Here is a 17427-nt window from a genome sequence, read left to right as displayed (position 1 = left end):
GACAGTTTAATTTTCTAGCTTTTTCAAAGGATAAATATCATAACGGCTAGATTTTCCTTCAAACTGCAAAGACGGTTTCCTATTTGCTAAAAAGGGTGCTTTTCTTGGTCTTTTAACTACCACCCGATTTTCAGCGATTGATAGCGCAGCATCCAATAGCTCATCTGCATCTAAATCATCACCAACAATCGGCCTAAAGCATCTCATCTCTTTCTTAACAAGTGCACTTTTCTCATTATGAGGAAACATAGGATCAAGATAAACCACTTGAAAGCGCTCATTTTGCCCAGTCTGCTCTACCATCCACTCAATACTATTCGCATGGTGCAACGTCATCCGCTGAATAATATCACTCACATCTGTTTCAGAAGCGCGCTCGATTCCATCTTTCAGCAACTGGTGAATAATTGGAGAGCGCTCAAGCAAAGTCATCTCACAACCTAATGTCGCTAAAACGAAAGCGTCTTTTCCTAAGCCTGCAGTAGCGTCAAGAATTTGAGGTTTAATCCCGCCTTTAATCCCAACTGCTTTAGCAATCATCTGACCTTTACCGCCACCAAACTGTCGACGATGAGCAACCGCACCCGAAACAAAATCGGCGTATGTAGCACCCGGTGCTTTTTTACCTGTAGGCTGCAGTTTCAATCCATCCGAAGACAACTGCAATAAAAGATCATAATCTGAAGCGTGACTGCTATCCACCAGCGGTAAAACTAATTCAGTCGCTAATATGTTCGCTCTTTCAATCGATTGCGCATCTAAAGCAATCACGGCAACCAAGCTATTTTCAGCTTTATTGGCTAATCCAGCTTGAGAGTTTGAACAAGAGTCAGACATATTTACGTCGCTTTCCTAATACATTTTACAGACTAGAATTTCAGCCTGTGGTGAACCAAATAACAAGTAAAAACACACCTAGAATCATTCGATACACTACAAAAGGTTGCATACCAATACGATCAAGCCACTTCAAAAAGAGATGAATACAGCTAAAGGCACTAATACCAGCGATCAAAGTACCTAAGGCAACCATTACCCAAGGCGCACTCTCACCCACTGCGTAGAGGTCTATTCCTTTTATTAGGCCCGCGCCCAAAATAACCGGAATAGAAAGTAAGAAAGAGAACCTAGCGGCAGCCTGACGCTCAAACCCCAGCATCAAAGCAGTGGAAATCGTGATTCCACTACGTGACGTGCCTGGAATAAGTGCCAAAGCCTGAGAACAACCAATGATAAGAGCGTCTTTTATCGTCAAAACCGTTAACGAACGCGTTTCAACCCGAAATAGATCGGCCCAACAAAGCATTCCGCCAAAGACAAGTGTGGTACCCGCTATAACTAAGATAGACCTTAAATTCTGATCAATAAAATCATTTAATACTAAACCAACAATCAGGGCTGGAAATGTCGCCAAAATAGTGAGCCAAGCCAACTTAGCATCTTGACTACGTTCCCCAGTAAAACTTAAGCTCCAGGCAGAAAACATGGAACGCAGGTCTTGGCGAAAATACGCCACAACCGCTATTAAAGTACCAACATGCACACCTACATCAAATGCCAAACCCTGGTCAGGCCAGCCTAAAAGCTGAGAAGGTAATATTAGATGCGCAGAACTACTGATCGGTAAAAATTCTGTCAGTCCCTGCAGCAAGGCCAAAATTACGACCTGAAACAATTCCATTTAGTTAAGCCCCATTTCAATAAATTCCATTTTCAACAACCTTATTTATAAAGTGATGCACCTAATCAGCCTTTACTGCTGATCTTTCTTTTTCCAAGCCACTTGATCACGTAAATAAACAGGAAGTGCTAACTCAGGTGAAACTGCTTTCCCTTCGTTCCAAGCATGCTGAGCAAGTACTAGCATGCTCTGAGCCGACGGGTAGTAAGTCTCTGAACTTACCTTAACCGCGCTTTTAACCTCTTTTGACATATCGTCTAGATAACACCAGCCACTTCCGACAGCCAAATAATTTTTTCCAGATAACTCTAACGCATTCGGCGCTGTCACTCTTTCATTAAGCTCAGCAACAGGTAAGCCATTTTCTATACGGTAACTCGCCACATAGATTTCATTCATCCGCGCATCTAGTGCCGCGGCGATGTTATCCACACCCTCAACAGCAGCTGATACAGCCAAAGCCTCAAGCGTAGATACAGGTATTACCGGAAGGTCTGCGCCATAAGCTAATCCCTGCGCCACCCCTGTCGCAATGCGAATACCCGCAAAAGAACCCGGCCCTCGCCCAAAAGCAACCGCATCTAATTCAGAAACGGAAACACCGGCCTCAGACAGCATCAATTCAACCATAGGCAATAACTGTTGCGTATGCTGGCGGGGAATTATACGAAAATCTTCCTTTGTTTCACCGTTCAAACTCAACGCAACTGAACAGGCATCAGTAGATGTATCTAGGGCTAAAATTTTTGACATTTAACTAGGTCACTTAAAAGAAAAAGCTATAAAGAAAAGCGAAAACAAACTGAATGCGGATTCTACTCTTGTGCGAGCATGATTTCATCTAACATAAGGTCAAATTAATCCTTCACCCCAACGTGGCAACAATTGCTGCTCTATTCCCAGTTGATTTAGAATACGCGCAACGACAAAATCAATCATATCTTCGACACTTTCTGGTCGATTATAAAACCCTGGACTTGCTGGGATCATAACCACGCCCATGCGGGTTAACTTCAGCATATGCTCTAAGTGAATCTCAGAATACGGTGCCTCTCTTGGGACCATAATGAGTTGACGTCTTTCTTTCAAAGCCACATCCGCAGCCCGTTCAATTAGATTATTACTTGCACCCGCAGCAATTGCAGACAAAGAACCTGTACTGCATGGACATACAACCATTTTACTTGGAGCACCGGAGCCAGAAGCAACTGGCGCCATCCACTGCTCTCGACCAAAAACCTTTAGTTGATCAGGTTTCGCATCATATAACTGGCTCAAAAAAAGCTCTTGATCCGAGGGCGTACCCGGCATTTTAAGGTCTGTTTCAGTATTAATAACCACCTGCGCGGCACGTGAAATCATGACAAAAACACGTTTATCTGCTTGTAAAAGGCATTGCAGCAAACGTAAACCATACTGCGCTCCAGAAGCCCCCGTAATCGCCAATGTAATTGTTTCTTCTGTTAAGTTACTCATACAATAATACTGCTCAGTTAGCCTCGTAATGCCGTTAAAAGGCGCTGATGAATACCCTCAAAATCGCCATTACTCATAATCACCACATGGCAATCAGGCTCTAGTGACGTTTTAAGGTCTGAAATTAGCTTATCAGTATCAGAATAAACGGCGGCAGGCACGGAACTCTGCTTCACTATACTCTCTAATGACCAATCCATTCCTTGAGGCTGGAACCAATACACTGAATCCGCATTAGTCACTGAATCCGCCAGTAGTGATTGATGCGTACCTAAGCGCATCGTATTTGAACGCGGCTCAATAACTGCAACAATTTTCTCAGAACCGACCTGTGCACGAATACCTTGCAATGTCGTCTCAATCGCCGTTGGGTGGTGGGCAAAATCATCATAGACTTTAACTCCATTCACCGTATCTAAAAGTTCCATCCTACGTTTAACGCCTTTAAATTCGTTTAGCGCATCGATAGCATGCTCTGGTTGAACTCCAACATTACGCGCGGCGGCAATAGAAGCAAGAGCATTATTAACACTGTGCTGACCAGTCATACCCCATTCAACACATCCTACCAAGCGGCCTTCATGCAACACGTCAAATTGAGTACCATCTTCATTAAGCAGCCTTGCCTGCCACTCACATTCACCGCCATTATCTCCAGCTTGCACTATGCCAGTTCGCGAAATATCAGACCAAGCCCCCATGTCAACAACCTCATCAAGCGCTCTTTCCCCCTGAGGATATATGATCTGACCATTACCGGGGACAATCCTAATCACATGATGAAATTGACGCTGAATAGCCGCTAAATCTGGGAAGATATCCGCATGATCATACTCAAGATTATTCATCACTAACGTACGCGGGTGATAATGGACAAATTTAGAACGCTTATCAAAAAACGCAGTATCATATTCGTCAGCTTCTATGACAAAGAAAACGGAATCCCCAACCCTTGCTGATACGCCAAAATCCAATGGCACCCCACCTATCAAGAAACCGGGTTTCATTCCCGCATGCTCTAAAATCCAGGCCAACATTGTTGAGGTCGTTGTTTTACCATGCGTACCCGCAACCGCAAGCACCCATTTATCTTTCAACAGATGCTCTGACAACCATTGCGGTCCAGAAGTATAATTCAGTCCTTTATCCAACATGTATTCTATTGCGGGATTACCACGCGACATCGCATTACCCACGACAATTAGATCTGGTTCAGGATCAAACTGCTGCGGATCATACCCTTGGATTAATTCAATTCCTTGCGCTTTTAATTGAGTACTCATCGGGGGGTACACATTTTGATCTGAGCCTGTCACTTTGTGACCAAGCTGCTTTGCTAAAATAGCCAGTGAGCCCATAAAAGTCCCACAGATACCTAAAATGTGAATATGCAAGCTATCTACCCCCGAATTTACTAAACAGACAGAAAAAGTAACAAACCCTACTATAACAGTTTTGCTAAGAGGGTTACCCATATAGCGTTATGCAACCCATTATTGATCTTTCTATAGCCTACAAATAGTTAGACACAAATAGACTATTCAACCGAACCGACCAAAAACACCACCATAAATAAGCGACCCTGTTTATCGCTGGACGGTACATGCAAGAAAACATATATAGATCATTGCAAACTTATTCGTCATTAGCTGCCCTACAAATAATGCATTTCGCAGAAGATTCACGTAAAATTCACACCCAACTTTCAAACCACTCTATCTGAGAGATAATACGAGAATGCTTCTCCTGAGCCAGTTCCTGAAACAGCAGGAAACCGAAGACAAATTAGTCGATTTGATTGGCACTTTAATGCTTGCCTGTAAAGAAGTTGCAATCCAACTTCGTGAAGGTGAATTAGCTGGAGTTTTAGGGTCCGCAGATATTACAAATATTCAGGGTGAAACCCAGAAAAAAATGGACGTAATATCCAATGACCTGCTTAAAAAATTCTTATTAGACAACCCATTGGTTGCAGGCATTGCTTCAGAAGAAGAAGATAATCCTGTCGGCGGAAATCCAGACGGTAAGTACCTTGTTATCTTCGACCCTCTGGACGGTTCTTCTAACATTGATGTTAACGTTTCTGTAGGCACTATCTTTTCCGTTCTTGAACTTGAAGAGGGAATGGATCCAAATAAAGATAAGGCTTACCTCCAATGCGGCCGTAAACAAGTCGCAGCGGGATATGTTTTATATGGCCAATCATCCATTCTATCGCTGACAACAGGTCATGGTGTCAACTTCTTCACATTGGCACACACCGGTGATTTCATTCTCACTCGCGAACAAGTTACGATCCCGAAAGACACAAAAGAGTTTGCCATCAATATGTCAAACCATCGTTTCTGGGAAGATGAGATGCGTGGTTATATTGGCGACTTACTCCAAGGTTCTGAAGGCCCACGCGAAAAGAATTTCAACATGCGCTGGATCGCGTCTATGGTCGCAGAAGTGCACCGAGTGTTAACGCGTGGCGGCATTTTTATTTACCCATGGGACAGCCGAGATACAAATAAACCAGGTAAGCTACGTTTAATGTATGAAGGCAACCCGATGAGCATGCTTATTGAGCAAGCAGGCGGCATTTCGAGCACATGCTATAAAAACATTCTTGATTTAGAGCCAAAACATATACATCAACGCTGCTCCGTAGCGCTAGGCTCTAGCAATGAAGTAGAAACACTACTGACATATCATTCTGAGTCAAATGATGGCCGTGCAGCAAAATTAAATACTTAAAAGCATCAGTTTCAGCTTTAAGTAGTATTCATAAGCCCGCCTTGCTGTGATTATAATTCGGGCTTAGATATAACCTCTTTTAAACTGTTTACAGGAAGACAATCATGGGCTTCGCACAAGTACCAGCAGGTAAAGATCTACCAAACGATCTGTATGTAATCATTGAAATCCCGGCAGATAGCTCTCCGGTTAAGTATGAGATTGAGAAAGAAGACAACTCAATCTACGTAGACCGCTTCATGGCTGCGCCAATGTTTTACCCAGCAAACTACGGTTATATCAACAATACCCTTGCTGATGACGGCGATGCTCTTGACGTACTGGTTATAACGCCATACCCAGTTATTGCTGGCTCTGTTATCCGCTGTCGTCCAGTTGGCGTTCTAAACATGACTGACGAAGCAGGCGAAGACGCTAAGCTAGTAGCAGTTCCTCACGACAAGCTAACTAAAGCTTACCGTGACGTTAATGACATTAACGACCTTCCACAGCTAGAACTAGACCGCATTAAGCACTTCTTCGAAAACTACAAAGGTCTTGAAGAAGGCAAATGGGTCAAGGTTGACGGCTGGGACAACGCCGACGCAGCTCGCGAAGCGATTGTTGTAGCAGCTAAAGCTTACGAAGACGCTAAATAAGACAACTGTCTTTTTAGTAGATTAAAAACCTCGCTTATGCGGGGTTTTTTATTGCAAAAAAAGCGTTCAAGTCTAAATATTTAAAAGCTAGCACTTCCCGTATGAATAAAAAAAGATATACTTATGATCAGCTGTCTCAGGAAAATTTTAAGATTTGAGGTGAAATATGATACTTCGCAAACTATTCGTCTGCGTTATTACTCTTTTGGTTTCCACATCAGCACTCGCTGATAAAAACAGCCTGTTTGTTCAGAACTACCTTAATTCTTTCGCCAGTCGTGATGCAGAAAGCATCTTCCAATTAATCAATTGGGAAGGGGTTGATAAAGAATCACGCAACTCACTACAAAAATATATCAAGTCTGGTTTCAAAGGCCGCCAAATACGTCGTATTTATATTGATCCTATCGCAGAAGGGAATACGCCATCATACGTACAGAACGGTAAAACATATGAGTTAAACCTAGTACCAACAGGGCAACTTAATATTATTTACATTAGCAACAAAGGGAAGCGCACCACCACCCAACTGTTCGTAGGTGATCATAACGGGCAGATGAAAATTGGTAGCGCAGTAGTTGCAGCAGAGTCGCTTGCTTGTAACGGCCAGAAAGACAGTAAAACATCTTGCTAAAATCTTTATAATCAAAAACTTATAATTAAGCATCTAGTATAGATGCTTAATTTCCCCCTCCCTTTAGACATATTCCAGAAACACCGCACTTTATATGAATCATACGTATGCTTGAGCCATTCGCATGAAAAAAATTCTATTGTTCATCTGATAAATATAATTAGAATCAAAGATTCTAAAATTTAGATGGAAGCTTAATGGCTGAAATAATCATACTTGCAATCAGTATCCCACTATTAATCATTTGGATTGCGAGCCTTAAAAAAGATGAGTGCACTAAAGAGCAAAACTAGTACGCCCGAACAGACCTCATAACAAGCTAGTGTGACAACTCCTCAAACAGCTCAACAAATTGTTGCGTCAGTTTATGCTTGGGCGCCATATGCACAAGTGGACATGTCTCATCATGTGACTCTTTCATCTTCACTGAAGATGAAATTTTAGCATTAAGTACAGGCAGGTCATCATCAAGCAACTCATCCACAATTCGCTGTGGCAGGCTCGCACGAGGCTGGTATTGATTAACAACAATACCTTCAACACTCAGAGCTTCATTGTGATCTTCACGTGTTTCATGAACATTTGCCAGCAAACTATATAGCGCCTGCCTTGCAAATTCATCGCAGTCAAACGGTATTAGGCAACGCTCTGACGCGACCAAAGCGGATAAGGTAAAAAAGTTAAAAGCGGGCGGCGTATCAATATAAACAGCATCATAATCATCTGCCAGCTTATCGATTGCATCCCTTAACTTATAAATTTTATGCTTTGATTCTAGCTTTGACTGTAGATCCCCCAAATCGGGGTTAGCCGGAATGAGACTTAAATTTTCATAAGGCGTTGCATGCACATAGTAATCAGGTCCGTTAGGCTTCATTTGAAAAGTCAGCGCCTGCTCGAAGAAACCTTTAATATCAGGCTTCACATCTAAATAGTCTTCACCTAATAGGTAATGACTAGAATTACACTGCGGATCCAGATCAATCACTAACGTACGCTGACCTCGCGTAGCGCTTATGGCTGCTAAATTCACAGCAATGCTGGATTTACCAACCCCACCTTTTTGGTTGAAAACTACGCGCTTAATCATCGCTATTACCCTTAACCTTAAATCACACACTAAAAACAAGACTTCCGCGTTGCAATATCCATAATAATGAAGCCAACGTCAACAATCTTGATGCTAAATAACATAAAGCATAACCAAAAGACCTAATATTAATAAAAACTAATACACAAACGCAGTAAATATTCACTTTACATACAGTCTTAGCAACGATTTAGGAGGTAATTTCGCCAAAAATGATGGAAAACACTAAAAAAATGCTAAGTTATAGACAATGGAAAAAGACTCCGGCAAACTAGGGAGGTTGATTTAGTTGTTCTGCCTATTTTCAGGAAAAGACTATGGCAAAGATCCTGTTACTAAACGGTCCTAATTTAAATTTGTTAGGAAGGCGTGAACCTGAGGTTTACGGCACCGATACACTCGATGATATTTGCCAAAAGCTAGCCCGGCAGACACAAGATCACGGCCATGAGCTATTACATTGTCAAAGCAATAGAGAATACGTTTTGATTGAGCGGATCCATCAAGCTCAAGAAGAAAAAGTTGCTTTCATTATTATTAACCCGGCCGCTTTTACACACTCAAGCATTGCATTGCGTGACGCATTATTAGGAGTGAATATTCCTTTTATTGAAGTTCATTTATCCAATGTGCATGCTCGAGAATCCTTTCGCCACCATTCATATCTATCGGATGTAGCGCAAGGAGTAATCTGCGGTTTTGGTGCTCAAGGGTACGAATTTGCTTTGCAATCTGCTGTCAAGCAGATTGCTTAATATCTATTTATTGTAAGCTTTAGAGAGATTGAGATCAGAATGGACATTCGCAAAGTCAAAAAACTGATTGAATTGTTGGAAGAATCCAACATCAACGAAATCGAAATCAAAGAAGGTGAAGAATCCGTACGTATCAGCCGCGGATCACAAGTTGTTGCTGCACCTTACCCTACAGCACCTGTAGCAGCACCGGTTGCTCCAGCACCGGTTGCTGCAGCTCCTGCTGTTGAAGCGGCTCCGGAAGCGCCTGTATCCAATGGCCACGTAGTTAAATCACCTATGGTAGGCACATTCTACACAGCGCCTTCACCTAGCTCCCCTGCTTTCATTGAAGTAGGAAAAACAGTGAAAGCTGGTGACGTAATCTGCATCGTTGAAGCAATGAAAATGATGAACCAGATTGAAGCGGATAAAGCTGGCGTTATTGAAGCTATCCTTGTTGAAGATGGCCAGCCGGTTGAATACGATCAACCTATAGTAACAATCGTTTAAGCCTTTAACGCATAAACAAGGATCACCTTCGATGCTCGATAAAGTAGTTATAGCGAACCGAGGCGAAATAGCGCTTCGTATTCTGCGAGCTTGTAAAGAGTTGGGTATTAAGACCGTTGCTATCCACTCTCAGGCTGATAAAGATCTAATGCATGTCCGCTTGGCAGACGAAGCTGTTTGCATTGGGCCGGCTCAATCAGCAAAAAGCTATTTAAATGTACCTTCTATCATTGCTGCAGCTGAAGTTACTGACGCAGTAGGCATTCACCCAGGCTATGGTTTTTTGGCTGAGAATGCAGACTTTGCTGAACAAGTAGAACGTTCTGGCTTCGCCTTTATAGGCCCTAAAGCTGAAACTATCCGTTTAATGGGTGACAAAGTTTCGGCTATTGAAGCGATGAAAGTAGCTGGCGTGCCTACGGTACCTGGTTCAGATGGCGCATTATCTGAAGATCCAGAAGAAATCCAAGCGATTGCTAAACGTATTGGCTACCCTGTTATCATCAAAGCAGCTTCAGGTGGTGGCGGACGTGGCATGCGTGTTGTTCATTCTGAAGCAGCGCTGAGTAACTCCATCCGTGTTACACAATCAGAAGCGGCTGCTGCGTTTGGTGATGACACTGTATACATGGAGAAATACCTTGAAAACCCACGCCATGTAGAAGTACAAGTACTGGCAGACGGTCAAGGGAATGCTATCCATCTTTATGACCGTGATTGCTCCATGCAACGTCGTCATCAGAAAGTTGTTGAAGAGGCACCAGCTCCCCACCTTGATGAAGATGCACGCGCTCAGGTATTACAATCTTGTGTTGATGCATGCATTAAAATCGGTTACCGCGGCGCGGGGACATTTGAGTTCTTATATGAGAACGGTGGTTTCTATTTCATTGAAATGAATACCCGCGTTCAAGTTGAACACCCAGTTACCGAAATGATAACGGGTGTTGATATTGTTAAAGAACAGCTACGTATCGCTTCTGGCTTACCACTGTCCCTTAAACAAGAAGACATTAAAGTCCAAGGTCATTCGTTTGAATGCCGTATCAATGCGGAAGATTCTAAAACATTCCTTCCATGCCCTGGTACGATCAAGCACTTCCATGCACCTGGCGGCATCGGCATCCGTGTAGACTCTCATATCTACAACGGTTATACCGTACCTCCTCATTATGATTCACTGATTGCTAAGCTCATTAGCTTTGGTGAAGATCGTGAAACTGCGTTAAAACGCATGAGCATTGCACTAGACGAAATGCTAGTAGATGGCATTAGAAGCAACATTCCTCTACAACAAGAGATTGTCAAAGACCCTAACTTCCAAGAAGGTGGTGTAAATATCCATTACCTTGAGAAAAAGCTCGGTTTATAAAACATGCTCTTGCAAAAAACCCGCTTTAAAGCGGGTTTTTTCTTTTCTAGAAACCTCCTCTATCTATTCATCCCCCATACGATGACTGATACTATTAAGCCGTCTAACTGTTTGATATGGAATAATCATTATGCCTTGGCTGCAAATTAAAATTAGAACGACCCCTGATCTATCAGAATCTTATGAAGATCTATTACTCAGTGCAGGATGTGCAGCCGTTACTTTCGAAGACAGTGAAGACCAACCTATTTTTGAGCCTGATCTGGGTACTACTCCATTATGGAGTAATACAACAATAACGGGACTCTTCGCCACAGAGCACAACCTCGAAGAGACTCTTCGTTTCATCAAACAAGGGCATCAACAACTTTTTCCCGATACACCATTGCCATCTGTAAAGTCAGAGATTTTAGAAGATAAAGATTGGGAACGAGAGTGGATGGATAACTATCATCCGATGCAGTTCGGTGAGCGCCTTTGGGTCTGTCCTAGCTGGTGTGACGCCCCTAATCCAGATGCGATTAATCTTATGCTCGATCCAGGCTTAGCTTTTGGTACAGGAACACACCCAACGACCGCCTTATGCTTAGAATGGCTTGATTCGCAAGCATTAGAAGATGAATACCTTATTGATTACGGTTGCGGGTCAGGGATATTAGGCATAGCCGGCTTACTTCTCGGTGCAGAAAAAGCGATTGGTGTCGATATTGATCCACAAGCCCTGCAAGCAACCAAAGATAACTTACTACGCAATAATCAACCTGACGACATTCTGCATGTATTCCTACCGGAAAATACGCCCAACGATAAAGCAGACACTCTTATTGCCAATATTCTTGCAGGGCCGCTCGTCGAACTAGCGCCTACACTCGCTGATTTGGTAAAGGTTGGCGGGAAACTTTGCTTGTCAGGTTTATTGGAAGCACAAGAAAACGAAATAAGAGAAGCCTATTCTCAATGGTTTGACTTAGACCCAGTTGCGGAAAAAGATGGCTGGATCAGAGTTACAGGCTCTAAACGTGGCTAGATAATGGGCAGTGAAACTATTATTACCCAGTGCCCTCACTGTATAGCGCTTTTTAAAGTAACTCCCGGGCAGTTAAAAATAGCGGATGGTCAGGTCCGCTGTGGTAACTGCCTTCATGTTTTTTCCGCCCTTGATAACATCCCGCGAGAAGATACCCCTAATCACAAGACCTCAACAGAAATCGAAAAACGTCATCCCGTTAGTCCCATCCCTGAGGATGATATTCTGCATCAGGCTTCGCACAGCAAGCCATTGAAAATAGCAAAAAAAAATAAGAGCAAAAAAGAAACAACGAGCGCGGACCTAAGCAAAGCTAGAAACACTCATTCACGGCCTATACAAGAAGTTACACAGACAGAAAAAGATATTCCAACCCTCACAATTCAACGTGAAAGGATCATCTTAAGCCATACTAAAATAGAGCCTCACCAACGAAGCCTTGTCTGGTCTTTTCTATTAATAATCACCCTAGGCGGACTCGCCTCACAATATATATGGTTCAACCGAGCAACACTCTATTGGGTAGAACACTATCAACCTCTTTACCACACCCTTTGTCAACATATTGAATGCAAACTCCCGCAACGTTTCAATCTAGAAAAGCTGACAAATCAACAACTCACCGTCTCTCCTCATCCAGAGATAGAAGGTGCTATTACGGTCAACTTAACACTACATAATTCAGCGGACTTCGAACAACCTTACCCTGCCTTTGCCCTACACTTCTCTGACTTAAAAGGTCGCCCCGTTGCCAACCGCCTATTTCAACCAAACCAGTACTTCATTCCCTCAACAGAAGGGGCATCGACGGAAGCGTTCAAAGAAAATACAGATAGACTGATTCCTATAAATAAAACCACCACGATCTCAATTGAGCTCATGTCTCCAGGTACGCGCGCACTTAGCTACAGAGCAGAGCTAATAGCGCCTGAACTATAAAAAATCAAGTGCAAATTGTACAAAAAATCATCAAAAAATATCTTGGAGACTCTCCACCTTAGGAGTATGATTATCCGCCTCCCTGATATCCCAATCGACCGTGTCATTTAATGATGCTGAGGATGTCTTTATAACCATTTTTTAAGGCTAGGCATGTTTAAAATTGGCCCATACACCATTGATAGCCAGGTAATTTTGGCACCAATGGCAGGTGTAACGGACCGGCCTTTTCGCCAGTTATGCAAACGCATGGGGGCAGGCTTAGTTGTATCGGAAATGGTGACATCGGATACGCGATTATGGAAATCACGTAAATCGACTTATCGCTTGAACCATACAGGGGAAGTAGAACCTCGCTCCATTCAAATTGCAGGTGGCGATCCGGAAATGATGGCTGACGCGGCAGTGATGAATGTGCAACGAGGCGCTCAAATTATTGATATCAATATGGGATGCCCTGCCAAAAAAGTTTGTAATAAAGCGGCGGGTTCAGCTTTATTGAAAGACGAGCAATTGGTAAGCGACATTCTCCATGCTGTGACTGAAGCAGTCGATGTTCCTGTTACGTTAAAAATCCGAACAGGCTGGGATACAAACAACAAAAATGCACTTTCTGTCGCACATATAGCAGAAGATGCAGGCATTCAAGCGCTCGCTGTACATGGCCGTACTCGAAGTTGTGGGTATAAAGGAGAGGCTGAATACGACACCATCGCCAGTATTGCTGAAGCGATCTCAATTCCAGTGTTTGCAAATGGTGACATCACATCACCAGAGAAAGCACTTAAGGTTCTTCAGCATACAGGATGTTCCGCAGTAATGATCGGCAGAGCTGCTCAAGGCAGACCTTGGCTCCTTAGAGAGATTGATCATTATCTAAGAACAGGTACAATTCTGCCCCCTCCAAAATTGGAAGAAGTAAAGAGTACATTACTGGCTCACTTGCAGGAGCTACATTCATTCTACGGTGATTACTTAGGCGTTCGTATCGCACGTAAACACGTAGGGTGGTATTTGCAAAATAAGCCAGATGGTAGCAATTTTCGTAAACGATTTAATATCATTGAAACAGCAGCAGAACAGGCCTCCGCTATCGAAGAATACTTCGATAATGCTTTAAATAACGGTGTGGCGGCCTAATAGATTGGATAATTAGTACTGTGGAATATAAAGAAATTAAACAACCAACAATCGCTCCCAATTCAGCTGAAGCTGCAAGTCACACACTTCGTGACAACGTAGAGCAGTCATTAAACAGCTATTTTCGTCAGCTAGATGGACAGCCGGTAACAGATGTCTATCAGATGGTGCTTTCTGAAATAGAAGCCCCACTTTTCGAAACTGTAATGACCTATACGAAAGACAACCAGACTAAAGCATCCCAGTTACTGGGCCTTAACCGCGGTACGCTTCGTAAAAAACTGAAGCAGTACAACCTGCTTTAATCACTCATTTTTTTGACTATTCGGAATCCAGACAAAATGGCTGAGAACATCACTTCCGTTCGCCGTGCTTTGATCAGCGTATCTGACAAATCAGGTATCGTTGAATTCGCACAAGCGCTTAATACTCGCGGCGTTGAGATCCTATCTACTGGCGGCACTTATAAACTACTAAAAGAGAATAATATCCCTGCAGTAGAAGTGTCTGATTACACCGGCTTCCCAGAGATGATGGATGGCCGCGTAAAAACGCTACACCCTAAAGTACACGGTGGTATTTTAGGACGTCGCGGTCAGGATGACGGCATCATGTCTGAACATGATATCCAGCCAATCGACATGGTTGTTGTAAACCTCTACCCGTTTGCTGCAACGATTGCTCGTCCAGATTGCGATCTACCTATGGCGATTGAAAACATCGATATTGGTGGTCCAACAATGGTTCGCTCCGCTGCGAAGAACCATAAAGATGTTGCGATAGTCGTGAATGCATCTGATTACGATAACATCGTGTCTGAGCTAGATGAGCAAAAAGGTCTAACTCACGCAACTCGTTTCAACCTAGCCGTTAAAGCTTTCGAGCATACTGCCGGTTACGATGGCATGATTGCAAATTACCTAGGCGCTATTGTTGAAGGTGAAGAGGACAAAGCAGCAACATTCCCTCGTACTTTCAACACTCAATTTATTAAAGCTCAGGATATGCGTTACGGAGAGAACCCTCACCAGCGCGCGGCGTTCTACGTAGAAGAAAACCCTGCCGAAGCATCTGTTGCTACAGCGCGTCAGCTACAAGGCAAAGAGCTTTCCTTCAACAACGTTGCAGATACTGATGCAGCACTTGAATGTGTTAAGCCATTCAATGAGCCGGCATGTGTAATCGTTAAGCACGCTAACCCATGTGGCGTAGCAGTTGGCGGTGATATTCTAGAAGCATACAATCGTGCCTTCCAGACTGATCCAACATCTGCTTTTGGTGGCATCATCGCGTTCAACAGAGAGCTTGATGGTAAAACAGCAGAAGCAATCGTTGCGCGTCAGTTTGTTGAAGTGATTATTGCACCAACAGTCACCCAAGAGGCATCTGACGTTATTGCGACTAAACCCAATGTTCGCCTACTTCAGTGTGGCGAATGGTCTGCTGATCGCGCACATAGCTTTGACTATAAACGCGTGAATGGTGGTTTATTGGTTCAAGACCGTGATCTAGGTCGTGTCGACGCTTCTGAACTTAAAGTGGTAACAAAAATTCAGCCAACGGAACAAGAGATCCGCGATCTATTATTCTGCTGGGAAGTGGCTAAAGCGGTTAAATCGAATGCCATTGTGTATGCTAAAGATGGTCAAACCATCGGTATAGGCGCGGGTCAGATGAGCCGTGTATACAGCGCTAAAATTGCTGGTATTAAAGCGGCAGATGAAGGTTTAGAAGTTAAAGGTTCCGTCATGGCATCTGATGCTTTCTTCCCATTCCGTGATGGTATCGATTCTGCAGCAGCTGCGGGCATCAAGGCTGTTATCCAGCCGGGTGGCTCTATGCGAGATCAAGAAGTTATTGATGCGGCAAATGAACACGGCATGGCAATGGTCTTCACAGGCATGCGTCACTTCCGTCACTAAGCTTATATGCGATAAGCCTGTTACAAGATTCAACCTGAGTAGGCTTATTGCCCTAAAACCCCGGTCTAGATATTCTAGGCGCGGGGTTTACTGTTTGAGGAATAGATAAATGAACGTACTTATTATTGGTTCCGGTGGTCGTGAACATGCCCTAGCATGGTCAGTGGCACAAGACACAAAAGTGAAAAAGATCTTTGTTGCACCGGGTAATGCAGCAACAGCGCAAGAAGAGAAAATGCAAAACATTCAGATCGATGTATTAGATCTAGATGGCCTATCTTCTTTCGCTAAAGAGAACAATATTGATCTAACTATTGTTGGCCCAGAAGCACCGCTTGTAGCCGGTATTGTAGATCACTTCCAAAAAGATGGCCTACGCATCTTTGGCCCAACGGAAGGCGCTGCACAGTTAGAGGGCTCTAAAGCATTCACAAAAGACTTCTTAGCACGCCAGCAGATTCCAACAGCAGAATATGAGAACTTTACAGAGATCGAACCAGCCCTAGCGTACGTTCGTGAAAAAGGTGCTCCGATTGTTGTTAAAGCAGACGGCCTAGCGGCAGGTAAAGGCGTTATCGTAGCGATGACCCTTGAAGAAGCTGAAGACGCGATCAAAGATATGCTAGCAGGCAACGCTTTCGGTGAAGCGGGCAGCCGCGTTGTGATCGAAGAGTTCCTTGAGGGCGAAGAAGCGTCTTACATTGTTATCGTTGATGGCGACAATGTTCTCCCGATGGCAACCAGCCAAGATCACAAACGTGTTGGCAATGGTGATACAGGACCAAACACCGGCGGCATGGGTGCATACTCCCCTGCTCCTGTCGTTACGCCTGAGATCGATCAGCGCATCATGGACGAAGTCATTATGCCTACCGTTAATGGCATGAAGGCTGAGGGCAATGAATACACCGGCTTTTTGTATGCTGGCCTGATGATTCAAGAAGACGGCACACCAAAAGTTATCGAATATAACTGTCGCTTTGGCGATCCAGAAACACAACCGATCATGCTACGTTTAAAATCTAGCTTGGTTGATATGTGTAACGCTGCACTTGATAAGAAGCTTGATGAAACAACAGCTGAGTGGGATGACCGCAAAGCCGTTGGCGTTGTAATGGCTGCTGGCGGCTACCCTGCAGAATACGGTAAAGGCGATGTTATTAGCTTCCCTGCTGAATGCCCTGAAGGCAGCAAAGTATTCCATGCAGGCACCAAGCTTGTAGATGGCAATGTTGTGACTGCTGGCGGACGCGTGTTATGTGTTACCGCTCTTGGCGATACAGTGACTGAAGCACAAGAGCGTGCTTATAAACTGCTTGAAGAGGTAAGCTGGGAAGGTGCGTATTTCCGTACTGACATCGCTTACCGTGCGATTGCGCGTGAACAAAACAGCTAAAGAAGTACGATTTAAATAGTTCATAACTAGCCACTTCTTATAGTTGCTAGTTATGACAAAAAAGGCCTCTAATTTTTCCTGTTTATACGGGTTAAATTAGGGGCCTTTTTTATTGAAGTTCTCAAA

Annotated in this window: 18 protein-coding genes; 12 read left to right on the top strand and 6 right to left on the bottom strand. The window is 43.6% G+C overall.

Features of this window, described 5'->3' with window-relative positions:
* Positions 1-6: 6 nt before the first annotated feature.
* The 5 genes from B4K11_RS18200 to mpl form a co-directional block, all read right to left on the bottom strand.
* Positions 7-837: a class I SAM-dependent methyltransferase gene (locus tag B4K11_RS18200; RefSeq protein ID WP_292954399.1), complete on the bottom strand. Its 831-nt coding sequence runs from the start codon at positions 835-837 to the stop codon at positions 7-9.
* Between the two features lie 40 nt (positions 838-877).
* Positions 878-1681: an undecaprenyl-diphosphate phosphatase gene (locus B4K11_RS18195; RefSeq protein ID WP_292954402.1), complete on the bottom strand. Its 804-nt coding sequence runs from the start codon at positions 1679-1681 to the stop codon at positions 878-880.
* 72 nt (positions 1682-1753) lie between these two features.
* Entirely contained in the window at positions 1754-2434 is a 681-nt protein-coding gene (gene tsaB, locus B4K11_RS18190) for a tRNA (adenosine(37)-N6)-threonylcarbamoyltransferase complex dimerization subunit type 1 TsaB (protein ID WP_292954405.1), read from the bottom strand.
* Between the two features lie 99 nt (positions 2435-2533).
* Complete coding sequence (locus B4K11_RS18185) at positions 2534-3157, bottom strand: flavin prenyltransferase UbiX (RefSeq protein WP_292954408.1); 624 nt, start codon at positions 3155-3157, stop codon at positions 2534-2536.
* Between the two features lie 17 nt (positions 3158-3174).
* Entirely contained in the window at positions 3175-4551 is a 1377-nt protein-coding gene (mpl, locus tag B4K11_RS18180; protein WP_292954411.1) for a UDP-N-acetylmuramate:L-alanyl-gamma-D-glutamyl-meso-diaminopimelate ligase, read from the bottom strand.
* Positions 4552-4894: 343 nt separating this feature from the next.
* On the opposite strand from mpl, the gene B4K11_RS18175 reads away from it, so the two are divergent.
* From B4K11_RS18175 to B4K11_RS18165, 3 genes are all read left to right on the top strand, one after another.
* Positions 4895-5896: a class 1 fructose-bisphosphatase gene (locus B4K11_RS18175; RefSeq protein ID WP_292954414.1), complete on the top strand. Its 1002-nt coding sequence runs from the start codon at positions 4895-4897 to the stop codon at positions 5894-5896.
* Positions 5897-6000: 104 nt separating this feature from the next.
* A complete protein-coding gene (gene ppa / locus B4K11_RS18170) occupies positions 6001-6534 on the top strand; it encodes an inorganic diphosphatase (RefSeq protein WP_292954417.1) in 534 nt (177 codons plus the stop codon).
* A gap of 166 nt (positions 6535-6700) precedes the next feature.
* Positions 6701-7168 (top strand): hypothetical protein, encoded by a 468-nt coding sequence (locus B4K11_RS18165; RefSeq protein WP_292954419.1) that lies wholly within the window; start codon positions 6701-6703, stop codon positions 7166-7168.
* A 319-nt stretch (positions 7169-7487) separates the two neighbouring features.
* Here B4K11_RS18165 and B4K11_RS18160 read toward each other — a convergent pair whose 3' ends face one another.
* The gene (locus B4K11_RS18160; RefSeq protein ID WP_292954573.1) at positions 7488-8255 is read right to left on the bottom strand and encodes a ParA family protein; all 768 of its coding nucleotides are present in this window, start codon (positions 8253-8255) and stop codon (positions 7488-7490) included.
* Positions 8256-8575: 320 nt separating this feature from the next.
* Here B4K11_RS18160 and aroQ point away from each other — a divergent pair, with 320 nt between their 5' ends.
* The 9 genes from aroQ to purD all read left to right on the top strand — a co-directional run bounded on the left by aroQ (position 8576) and on the right by purD (position 17301).
* Positions 8576-9013: a type II 3-dehydroquinate dehydratase gene (gene aroQ / locus B4K11_RS18155; RefSeq protein ID WP_292954422.1), complete on the top strand. Its 438-nt coding sequence runs from the start codon at positions 8576-8578 to the stop codon at positions 9011-9013.
* A 39-nt stretch (positions 9014-9052) separates the two neighbouring features.
* Positions 9053-9505: an acetyl-CoA carboxylase biotin carboxyl carrier protein gene (gene accB, locus B4K11_RS18150; RefSeq protein ID WP_292954425.1), complete on the top strand. Its 453-nt coding sequence runs from the start codon at positions 9053-9055 to the stop codon at positions 9503-9505.
* Positions 9506-9536: 31 nt separating this feature from the next.
* Entirely contained in the window at positions 9537-10877 is a 1341-nt protein-coding gene (gene accC, locus B4K11_RS18145) for an acetyl-CoA carboxylase biotin carboxylase subunit (protein ID WP_292954428.1), read from the top strand.
* A gap of 130 nt (positions 10878-11007) precedes the next feature.
* A complete protein-coding gene (gene prmA / locus B4K11_RS18140; RefSeq protein WP_292954431.1) occupies positions 11008-11904 on the top strand; it encodes a 50S ribosomal protein L11 methyltransferase in 897 nt (298 codons plus the stop codon).
* 3 nt (positions 11905-11907) lie between these two features.
* Positions 11908-12843 (top strand): DUF3426 domain-containing protein, encoded by a 936-nt coding sequence (locus B4K11_RS18135; protein WP_292954434.1) that lies wholly within the window; start codon positions 11908-11910, stop codon positions 12841-12843.
* A gap of 153 nt (positions 12844-12996) precedes the next feature.
* On the top strand, positions 12997-13983 hold the full coding sequence (dusB, locus tag B4K11_RS18130) for a tRNA dihydrouridine synthase DusB (RefSeq protein ID WP_292954437.1): 987 nt from the start codon (positions 12997-12999) through the stop codon (positions 13981-13983).
* 20 nt (positions 13984-14003) lie between these two features.
* Positions 14004-14288, top strand: a complete 285-nt coding sequence (gene fis / locus B4K11_RS18125) for a DNA-binding transcriptional regulator Fis (protein ID WP_292954440.1) — start codon at positions 14004-14006, stop codon at positions 14286-14288.
* Positions 14289-14324: 36 nt separating this feature from the next.
* A complete protein-coding gene (gene purH / locus B4K11_RS18120) occupies positions 14325-15905 on the top strand; it encodes a bifunctional phosphoribosylaminoimidazolecarboxamide formyltransferase/IMP cyclohydrolase (RefSeq protein ID WP_292954443.1) in 1581 nt (526 codons plus the stop codon).
* A 109-nt stretch (positions 15906-16014) separates the two neighbouring features.
* The gene (gene purD / locus B4K11_RS18115; protein ID WP_292954446.1) at positions 16015-17301 is read left to right on the top strand and encodes a phosphoribosylamine--glycine ligase; all 1287 of its coding nucleotides are present in this window, start codon (positions 16015-16017) and stop codon (positions 17299-17301) included.
* Positions 17302-17427: the final 126 nt, after the last annotated feature.

Origin of the sequence: Neptuniibacter sp. UBA6509, assembly GCA_002435145.1 — a bacterium.
In the GTDB taxonomy this organism is placed as follows: Bacteria; Pseudomonadota; Gammaproteobacteria; order Pseudomonadales; family Balneatricaceae; genus Neptuniibacter.
This window is presented reverse-complemented; position numbering and strand designations above follow the sequence as displayed.

Excerpts from the sequence above, each read along its gene's own strand:
- B4K11_RS18200 (WP_292954399.1), bottom strand. The coding sequence starts at position 837 with ATGTCTGACTCTTGTTCAAACTCTCAAGCTGGATTAGCCAATAAAGCT.
- B4K11_RS18195 (WP_292954402.1), bottom strand. The coding sequence starts at position 1,681 with ATGGAATTGTTTCAGGTCGTAATTTTGGCCTTGCTGCAGGGACTGACA.
- tsaB (WP_292954405.1), bottom strand. The coding sequence starts at position 2,434 with ATGTCAAAAATTTTAGCCCTAGATACATCTACTGATGCCTGTTCAGTT.
- B4K11_RS18185 (WP_292954408.1), bottom strand. The coding sequence starts at position 3,157 with ATGAGTAACTTAACAGAAGAAACAATTACATTGGCGATTACGGGGGCT.
- B4K11_RS18175 (WP_292954414.1), top strand. The coding sequence starts at position 4,895 with ATGCTTCTCCTGAGCCAGTTCCTGAAACAGCAGGAAACCGAAGACAAA.
- ppa (WP_292954417.1), top strand. The coding sequence starts at position 6,001 with ATGGGCTTCGCACAAGTACCAGCAGGTAAAGATCTACCAAACGATCTG.
- B4K11_RS18165 (WP_292954419.1), top strand. The coding sequence starts at position 6,701 with ATGATACTTCGCAAACTATTCGTCTGCGTTATTACTCTTTTGGTTTCC.
- aroQ (WP_292954422.1), top strand. The coding sequence starts at position 8,576 with ATGGCAAAGATCCTGTTACTAAACGGTCCTAATTTAAATTTGTTAGGA.
- accB (WP_292954425.1), top strand. The coding sequence starts at position 9,053 with ATGGACATTCGCAAAGTCAAAAAACTGATTGAATTGTTGGAAGAATCC.
- accC (WP_292954428.1), top strand. The coding sequence starts at position 9,537 with ATGCTCGATAAAGTAGTTATAGCGAACCGAGGCGAAATAGCGCTTCGT.
- prmA (WP_292954431.1), top strand. The coding sequence starts at position 11,008 with ATGCCTTGGCTGCAAATTAAAATTAGAACGACCCCTGATCTATCAGAA.
- B4K11_RS18135 (WP_292954434.1), top strand. The coding sequence starts at position 11,908 with ATGGGCAGTGAAACTATTATTACCCAGTGCCCTCACTGTATAGCGCTT.
- dusB (WP_292954437.1), top strand. The coding sequence starts at position 12,997 with ATGTTTAAAATTGGCCCATACACCATTGATAGCCAGGTAATTTTGGCA.
- purH (WP_292954443.1), top strand. The coding sequence starts at position 14,325 with ATGGCTGAGAACATCACTTCCGTTCGCCGTGCTTTGATCAGCGTATCT.
- purD (WP_292954446.1), top strand. The coding sequence starts at position 16,015 with ATGAACGTACTTATTATTGGTTCCGGTGGTCGTGAACATGCCCTAGCA.